The sequence below is a fragment of the Curtobacterium sp. MCPF17_018 genome (assembly GCF_003234135.1).
Classification (GTDB): Bacteria; Actinomycetota; Actinomycetes; order Actinomycetales; family Microbacteriaceae; genus Curtobacterium; species Curtobacterium flaccumfaciens.
The window spans coordinates 1-5551 of record NZ_QKSJ01000028.1 but is presented as its reverse complement, the minus strand read 5'-3'; the positions used below and the strand labels follow the sequence as shown (position 1 = coordinate 5551).

At 55.5% G+C, this 5551-nt stretch carries 3 rRNA genes; all 3 read right to left on the bottom strand.

The features are described 5' to 3' along the window. Positions 1-8: 8 nt before the first annotated feature. Positions 9-125 (bottom strand): 5S ribosomal RNA (gene rrf / locus DEJ27_RS17375). 157 nt (positions 126-282) lie between these two features. After that, positions 283-3410 (bottom strand): 23S ribosomal RNA (locus DEJ27_RS17370). A 431-nt stretch (positions 3411-3841) separates the two neighbouring features. Then, a 16S ribosomal RNA gene (locus tag DEJ27_RS17365) occupies positions 3842-5363 on the bottom strand. The 16S, 23S and 5S rRNA genes sit together here, the layout of an rRNA operon. Positions 5364-5551: the final 188 nt, after the last annotated feature.

The window sequence follows — 5551 nt, the reverse complement described above, 5'->3', positions numbered from 1 at the left end:
TACGTTAAGTCCGGCGGCGTCCTACTCTCCCACAAGGTCCCCCTTGCAGTACCATCGGCGCTGAGAGGCTTAGCTTCCGGGTTCGGAATGTGACCGGGCGTTTCCCTCTCGCTATGACCACCGGAACACTCTCGACCAGATCATGCATTTGGTCTCAAAGCTGTCCCGACTGCTGCCCCCGTGAAGAGGACAGAGCGGTGTATTCAGTTTCGATTCCCGATCGTCTGTCGGGAACCACAAAGTGGACGCGAGCCCGTGCAACAAGTGCACGGAAATCAGTGTGTTATCAAGTCTTCGGCTTATTAGTACCGGTCAGCTCCACGGGTCGTTAGTCCCCGCTTCCACATCCGGCCTATCAACCCAGTAGTCTGCTGGGAGCCTCTCACACTCAAGGTGCATGGAAATCTCATCTCGAAGACGGCTTCCCGCTTAGATGCTTTCAGCGGTTATCCGGTCCGAACGTAGCTAATCAGCGGTGCCCTTGGCAGAACAACTGACACACCAGAGGTTCGTCCATCCCGGTCCTCTCGTACTAGGGATAGATCTTCTCAAATTTCCAACGCGCGCAGCGGATAGGGACCGAACTGTCTCACGACGTTCTAAACCCAGCTCGCGTACCGCTTTAATGGGCGAACAGCCCAACCCTTGGGACCTACTCCAGCCCCAGGATGCGACGAGCCGACATCGAGGTGCCAAACCATGCCGTCGATATGGACTCTTGGGCAAGATCAGCCTGTTATCCCCGAGGTACCTTTTATCCGTTGAGCGACAGCGCTTCCACAAGCCACTGCCGGATCACTAGTCCCGACTTTCGTCCCTGCTCGACCTGTCAGTCTCACAGTCAAGCTCCCTTGTGCACTTACACTCGCCACCTGATTGCCAACCAGGTTGAGGGAACCTTTGGGCGCCTCCGTTACTCTTTGGGAGGCAACCGCCCCAGTTAAACTACCCATCAGGCACTGTCCATGAACCCGATCAGGGTCCTACGTTAGACATCCAAAGTGACCAGAGTGGTATTTCAACAATGACTCCACGAACACTAGCGTGCCCGCTTCACAGTCTCCCACCTATCCTACACAAGCCACTCCGAACACCAATACCAAACTGTAGTAAAGGTCACGGGGTCTTTCCGTCCTGCTGCGCGTAACGAGCATCTTTACTCGTAGTGCAATTTCGCCGAGTTCGCGGTTGAGACAGCTGGGAAGTCGTTACGCCATTCGTGCAGGTCGGAACTTACCCGACAAGGAATTTCGCTACCTTAGGATGGTTATAGTTACCACCGCCGTTTACTGGGGCTTAAATTCAGAGCTTCGCCCAAAGGCTAACCCTTCCTCTTAACCTTCCAGCACCGGGCAGGCGTCAGTCCGTATACATCGTCTTGCGACTTCGCACGGACCTGTGTTTTTAGTAAACAGTCGCTTCCCACTGGTCTCTGCGGCCTTCAACGCTCACGGAGTAAATCCGGTCACGTGTCCGGCCCCCCTTCTCCCGAAGTTACGGGGGCATTTTGCCGAGTTCCTTAACCACGATTCTCTCGATCTCCTTGGTATTCTCTACCTGACCACCTGAGTCGGTTTCGGGTACGGGCGGCTGCAACCTCGCGTCGATGCTTTTCTCGGCAGCATAGGATCACTGATTTCCCCTTACGGGTACGCGTCGGATCTCAGGCACACAGACGACGGATTTGCCTATCGTCAGCCCTACATCCTTACACCAGGTTCACCTTACGGATACCATCGCCTGGCTCAGCTACCTTCCTGCGTCACACCTGTTCATACGCTAACCGCACCAGCATGGGGTCGAGCGTTAGACCGGCCACCATCACCCCGAAGGGATCCGGTTGTACCGGGTTAGGACTCTTAGCACCACTGGATTAGCTTGGGCGGTTGTTCGCCGGTACGGGAATATCAACCCGTTGTCCATCGACTACGCCTGTCGGCCTCGCCTTAGGTCCCGACTTACCCAGGGCGGATTAACCTGGCCCTGGAACCCTTGGTCTTTCGGAGGACGGGTTTCTCACCCGTCTTTCGCTACTCATGCCTGCATTCTCACTCGTGTAGCGTCCACGGCTGGATCACTCCGCCGCTTCACTCGCCACACGACGCTCTCCTACCACTCCGCACGACTGAACCACGAAGGCTTGTCTATAGTGCGAAATCTACAACTTCGGTGGTGTGCTTGAGCCCCGTTACATTGTCGGCGCGGAATCACTTGACCAGTGAGCTATTACGCACTCTTTCAAGGGTGGCTGCTTCTAAGCCAACCTCCTGGTTGTCTGTGCAACTCCACATCCTTTCCCACTTAGCACACGCTTAGGGACCTTAGTTGGTAGTCTGGGTTGTTTCCCTCTCGACGATGAAGCTTATCCCCCACCGTCTCACTGCTGCGCTCTCACTCACCGGCATTCGGAGTTTGGCTGACGTCAGTAACCTGTTGAGGCCCATCGGCCATCCAGTAGCTCTACCTCCGGCGAGAAACACGCAACGCTGCACCTAAATGCATTTCGGAGAGAACCAGCTATCACGAAGTTTGATTGGCCTTTCACCCCTATCCACAGCTCATCCCCTCCATTTTCAACTGAAGTGGGTTCGGTCCTCCACGACGTCTTACCGTCGCTTCAACCTGGCCATGGATAGATCACTTCGCTTCGGGTCTAGAACATGCGACTCAAACGCCCTATTCAGACTCGCTTTCGCTACGGCTGCCCCTCACGGGTTAACCTCGCCACATATCACTAACTCGCAGGCTCATTCTTCAAAAGGCACGCCGTCACCCCTACTAAGGAGGCTCCGACGGTTTGTAAGCAAACGGTTTCAGGTACTATTTCACTCCCCTCCCGGGGTACTTTTCACCTTTCCCTCACGGTACTTGTCCGCTATCGGTCATCTGGGAGTATTTAGGCTTATCAGGTGGTCCTGACAGATTCACACGGGATTTCTCGGGCCCCGTGCTACTTGGGATACACATCCGGCCATAACACCATTTCGTCTACGGGGCTGGCACCCACTACGGCCCGGCTTTCAAACCGGTTCGACTATGATGCGCTGTAACCGTCCCAGTCCGGCAGAACTGAGTGACGTGTCCCACAACCCCGACCATGCAACGCCCGCCGGCTATCACACATGATCGGTTTAGCCTCATCCGCTTTCGCTCGCCACTACTCACGGAATCACATGTTGTTTTCTCTTCCTGTGGGTACTGAGATGTTTCACTTCCCCACGTTCCCTCTACCCGCCCTATATATTCAGGCGGGAGTCACCAGGTCGCAAAACGCCTGGCGGGGTTTCCCCATTCGGAAATCCTCGGATCGAGGCTCGATTATCAGCTCCCCGAGGCTTATCGCAGATTTCTACGTCCTTCATCGGCTCCAGATGCCAAGGCATCCACCGTTTGCTCTTAGAAACTTGACCACAAAGATTAAAATTGCGATCCAACGTCACCACACCAACCCGAAGGCCGGTCATGGATGACGCGAATCAAAGATGCTCGCGTCCACTGTGTAGTTCTCAACATACGATCGGCACCAGCACTCCCCCACCACAACGGTAGGTTCACCCTGGCCCGACGAAGGACCCGTAGGCCCAACCCCCACCAACACTCACGCGTCAGCAGGAAGCCTGGTCCCTCAGGACCCAACAACGTGCACCAGCCAGCAGCTCCACCTTCGACCCGTCCCAACCCTGCAAGCAGAGCGTACTGAGGTCGGAAGCATCACTCCCAACTGCACTGTCAATGTTCCACCCATGAGCTACCCGTCGGACACGTTCGGTCCGAATCAGGCGCCTGGACCAGCAACCAACCACCCATGATGAGCGACCAGCACTGACCAGATGCTCCTTAGAAAGGAGGTGATCCAGCCGCACCTTCCGGTACGGCTACCTTGTTACGACTTAGTCCTAATCACCGATCCCACCTTCGACGGCTCCTTCCACAAGGGTTAGGCCACCGGCTTCGGGTGTTACCGACTTTCATGACTTGACGGGCGGTGTGTACAAGGCCCGGGAACGTATTCACCGCAGCGTTGCTGATCTGCGATTACTAGCGACTCCGACTTCATGAGGTCGAGTTGCAGACCTCAATCCGAACTGAGACCGGCTTTTTGGGATTCGCTCCACCTTACGGTATCGCAGCCCTTTGTACCGGCCATTGTAGCATGCGTGAAGCCCAAGACATAAGGGGCATGATGATTTGACGTCATCCCCACCTTCCTCCGAGTTGACCCCGGCAGTCTCCTATGAGTCCCCGGCATAACCCGCTGGCAACATAGAACGAGGGTTGCGCTCGTTGCGGGACTTAACCCAACATCTCACGACACGAGCTGACGACAACCATGCACCACCTGTACACCGACCACAAGGGGGCGACCATCTCTGGCCGTTTCCGGTGTATGTCAAGCCTTGGTAAGGTTCTTCGCGTTGCATCGAATTAATCCGCATGCTCCGCCGCTTGTGCGGGCCCCCGTCAATTCCTTTGAGTTTTAGCCTTGCGGCCGTACTCCCCAGGCGGGGCGCTTAATGCGTTAGCTACGACACAGAAACCGTGGAAAGGTCCCTACATCTAGCGCCCAACGTTTACGGCATGGACTACCAGGGTATCTAATCCTGTTCGCTCCCCATGCTTTCGCTCCTCAGCGTCAGTTACGGCCCAGAGATCTGCCTTCGCCATCGGTGTTCCTCCTGATATCTGCGCATTCCACCGCTACACCAGGAATTCCAATCTCCCCTACCGCACTCTAGTCTGCCCGTACCCACTGCAAGCCCGAGGTTGAGCCTCGGGATTTCACAGCAGACGCGACAAACCGCCTACGAGCTCTTTACGCCCAATAATTCCGGACAACGCTTGCACCCTACGTATTACCGCGGCTGCTGGCACGTAGTTAGCCGGTGCTTTTTCTGCAGGTACCGTCACTTTCGCTTCTTCCCTACTAAAAGAGGTTTACAACCCGAAGGCCGTCATCCCTCACGCGGCGTTGCTGCATCAGGCTTTCGCCCATTGTGCAATATTCCCCACTGCTGCCTCCCGTAGGAGTCTGGGCCGTGTCTCAGTCCCAGTGTGGCCGGTCACCCTCTCAGGCCGGCTACCCGTCGTCGCCTTGGTGAGCCATTACCTCACCAACAAGCTGATAGGCCGCGAGTCCATCCCCAACCAAAAAATCTTTCCACCACCAGACCATGCGGCCAGTGATCATATCCAGTATTAGACGTCGTTTCCAACGCTTATCCCAGAGTCAGGGGCAGGTTACTCACGTGTTACTCACCCGTTCGCCACTAATCCACCCAGCAAGCTGGGCATCATCGTTCGACTTGCATGTGTTAAGCACGCCGCCAGCGTTCGTCCTGAGCCAGGATCAAACTCTCCGTAAAAAAATACAGACCCAACACCCGAAGGCATCAGACCGAGTTGATTCTGACTGTTGACTGTCTACTGACAATCTTCAATCCAAAAGGAATTGCTTCATGACCCGATCGGCAAACCGACCAGGCACGAGGTCAATCAATAAATTGGCATTGACAATGTGCACGCTGTTGAGTTCTCAAGGACCAGACGCACT